We start from the raw sequence: 2,938 nt of genomic DNA, 5'->3' as shown, positions 1-2,938 counted from the left end.
TAGAATAGCCTATCCTGAAAATCTAGCCTATGTCATATATACTTCAGGAAGTACTGGAAAGCCCAAAGGGGTCATGATTGAACATAGGGCCGTTGTAAACCGATTATTATGGACCCAATCCCACTACCAACTTACCGATAAAGATGTAGTGCTTCAAAAGACCTCTTTCTGTTTTGATGTATCTGTTTGGGAGTTATTATGGACTATTACCTGTGGATCCAAATTAGTATTTGCTAAACCCCAAGGACATAAAGATCTAGAATATCTAAAAACTCTAATAACATCTCATAAGGTCACTACCATTCATTTTGTTCCTTCGATGTTAAGGGTCTTCTTAGATAATATAACCTTAGGAGATTGTAGTAGTCTAAAGCGTGTCTTGTGTAGTGGAGAAGACTTAGCGCTTAAGGAAATAAGGTTGTTTAAAGATAAATTTACAAACGTACGCTTAGATAATTTATATGGTCCTACTGAGGCTGCGATAGATGTAAGTTCATGGAAAGTTCCCTTAGAAACTTCTTTTACTAATGTTTTAATAGGAACCCCCGTTGCTAATACCAGTCTATATATCGTTGACAAGTTTCAACAACTACTCCCCATTGGAGTCATTGGAGAGTTATGCATTGGAGGGGTTCAAGTTGCCCGTGGTTACTTGAACAATGAACAACTCACCAAAGAAAAGTTTATAGAGAATCCTTTTGTTGAAGGTGAACGCATCTATAAAACAGGGGATCTCGCCAGATGGATGCCAGATGGAAATATTGAGTTTATAGGAAGAATCGATAACCAAGTCAAGATTCGAGGATACCGTATCGAACTAGGAGAGATTGAGAATGCTTTAACTAAGATCAAAGGCGTATCCGCCTGTTGTGTATTGGCTAAAGAAGATGCACTGGGTAACAAACGTTTAGTAGGGTATCTTGTTATGGGAGAAACCATCGATAAAAAAATAATTCAGGATAGCTTGAAACAAAGCCTACCTGAATACATGGTACCCACTATATGGGTTGAGTTAGAATCTATGCCTTTAAACTCTAGTGGAAAACTTGACAAAAAAGCACTGCCAGATCCAGATACTTCCCTGTTGTCTAACCGAGAATATGTCCCGCCCAGAAATCAAACCGAACAAACGCTCGTTGCCATCTGGCAAGAGTTACTAGGTATCGATAAGGTAGGTGTACACGACAACTTCTTTGAACTAGGTGGGCATAGCCTGTTGGTGGTGCAATTAATTTCTCGTCTACAAAAGCAAGGATTTCATCTCAGGGTGAAAGACATATTTGAAACTCCATCCATCAGTGATTTAAATAGAAAGCTGACCTCAATATCCGATACTTATAGCGTTCCTGATAATGGGATTACTACCGACTCTGATACCATTACCCCTTCCATGGTTCCTTTACTCAATTTTTGTCAAGAAGATTTGGATAAGATCATAGCCGCTGTTCCAGGAGGAGTTTCAAACATAGAGGATATCTATCCTCTAGCTCCATTACAACAAGGAATCCATTTTCATCATTTGATGAGTTCTCCTGCCGAGGGAGATCCTTACATTCTTCCGAGTTTACTGTCCTTTTCAAATCTAGAGAAGCGATCCGAATTTATTGAAGCTCTTCAATTTATAGTCGCACGTCATGACGTGTTGCGTACCTGTATTATAAGCGAGAGCCTTCCACATCCTGTTCAAGTGGTCTTAAGAGAAGCTCATTTAACGATAGAACCATTAGATCTCAAAGATGCTGAAGATATTCTATCCGAATTAAAAGCTATGACCGCTCCTGGTAATCAGTGGATGGATCTTACAAAGGCTCCTTTATTAAGACTCAAAACAGCTGAAGAAACTGAGTCAGGTTCTTATTACCTGATCCTAAACCAACACCATTTAATATTAGACCATGTGGGGCTTGAAAAAATTGTTCAGGAAATTACACTCTACTTGTCAGGAAATTTAATTCAACTGAACACTCCGGTCTTATACCGTAATTTTATCGGGCACGCCTTACATCAGCAAGCAACCAATGATAGCAAAGCTTATTTTAAAGATCGCTATGGAAAAATTGAATTACCAACCTACCCTTTTGATCTATCCAACACTTTTGGTGACGGAACTCAGATTAAAGAAGCTAACTGCATAGTATCATCGAATCTAAGTCGTCAGATTCGATCAATATCAAGTACTTTAGGAATTACTCCTGCAGTATTCTTCCATGCAGCCTATGGACTAGTTGTTGGACGTTGCAGCAATACAAACTATGCAATCTTCGGATCTCTGTTCTCAGGACGTCTACAAGGCTCCTTAGGGGCAGAGGACTCTTTAGGCTTATTTATCAATACACTGCCTGTACTATTGAAATTATCAGGTAGTCTACCAGAATATCTTGCAAAAGTGAAATCTCAGTTGCAAAACTTATTACCCTATGAGCAAACACCTTTATCCGATATCCAGCATTGGAGTGGTATTCCTAATGATGCACCTCTATTCAGTGCGCTACTCAATTATCGCCATTCTTCCCCAATGCCATCTGAGGATGTCAATCCTCAGATGGAACTAGGTATTACTTTCTTGGAAGGTCAAGAACGTACCAATTATCCGTTTAACGTAAGTGTAGATGATCTTGGAACTGATTTTGGGCTAACAGCTCAAGTTGATCCTAGTCTTGATCCAGAGCGTATAATGTCTTATATGCAGCAAGCACTGGAAAAAATCTTGGAAGGACTTGAAAATGAAACAGCTCTGGAAGTTAGTAGTTTGGGTATCTTACCAGAACAGGAAACCTCCCTTTTGTTACATACCTTTAATGATACTCAGGTTTCCTATCCCAAAGACAAAACACTAGTGGATCTCTTTGAACAACAGGTGAGAGAGACTCCCGAAAATATAGCAGTCGTTTTTGAAAACACTCAACTAAGTTACCAACAGCTAGATCAACAATCCAAC

Annotated in this window: 1 protein-coding gene; it reads left to right on the top strand. The window is 39.2% G+C overall.

The window, feature by feature from the left end:
- Nucleotides 1–2,938: amino acid adenylation domain-containing protein (locus tag WBG07_RS19230; RefSeq protein WP_340203741.1), on the top strand; the 2,938-nt coding region annotated here is incomplete at both ends.

It is taken from the genome of Ascidiimonas meishanensis, from assembly GCF_037782385.1.
Taxonomy (GTDB): domain Bacteria; phylum Bacteroidota; class Bacteroidia; order Flavobacteriales; family Flavobacteriaceae; genus Ascidiimonas; species Ascidiimonas meishanensis.
The sequence above is the reverse complement of the archived record's forward strand: the minus strand, read 5'-3'. Positions and strand labels throughout refer to the sequence as shown.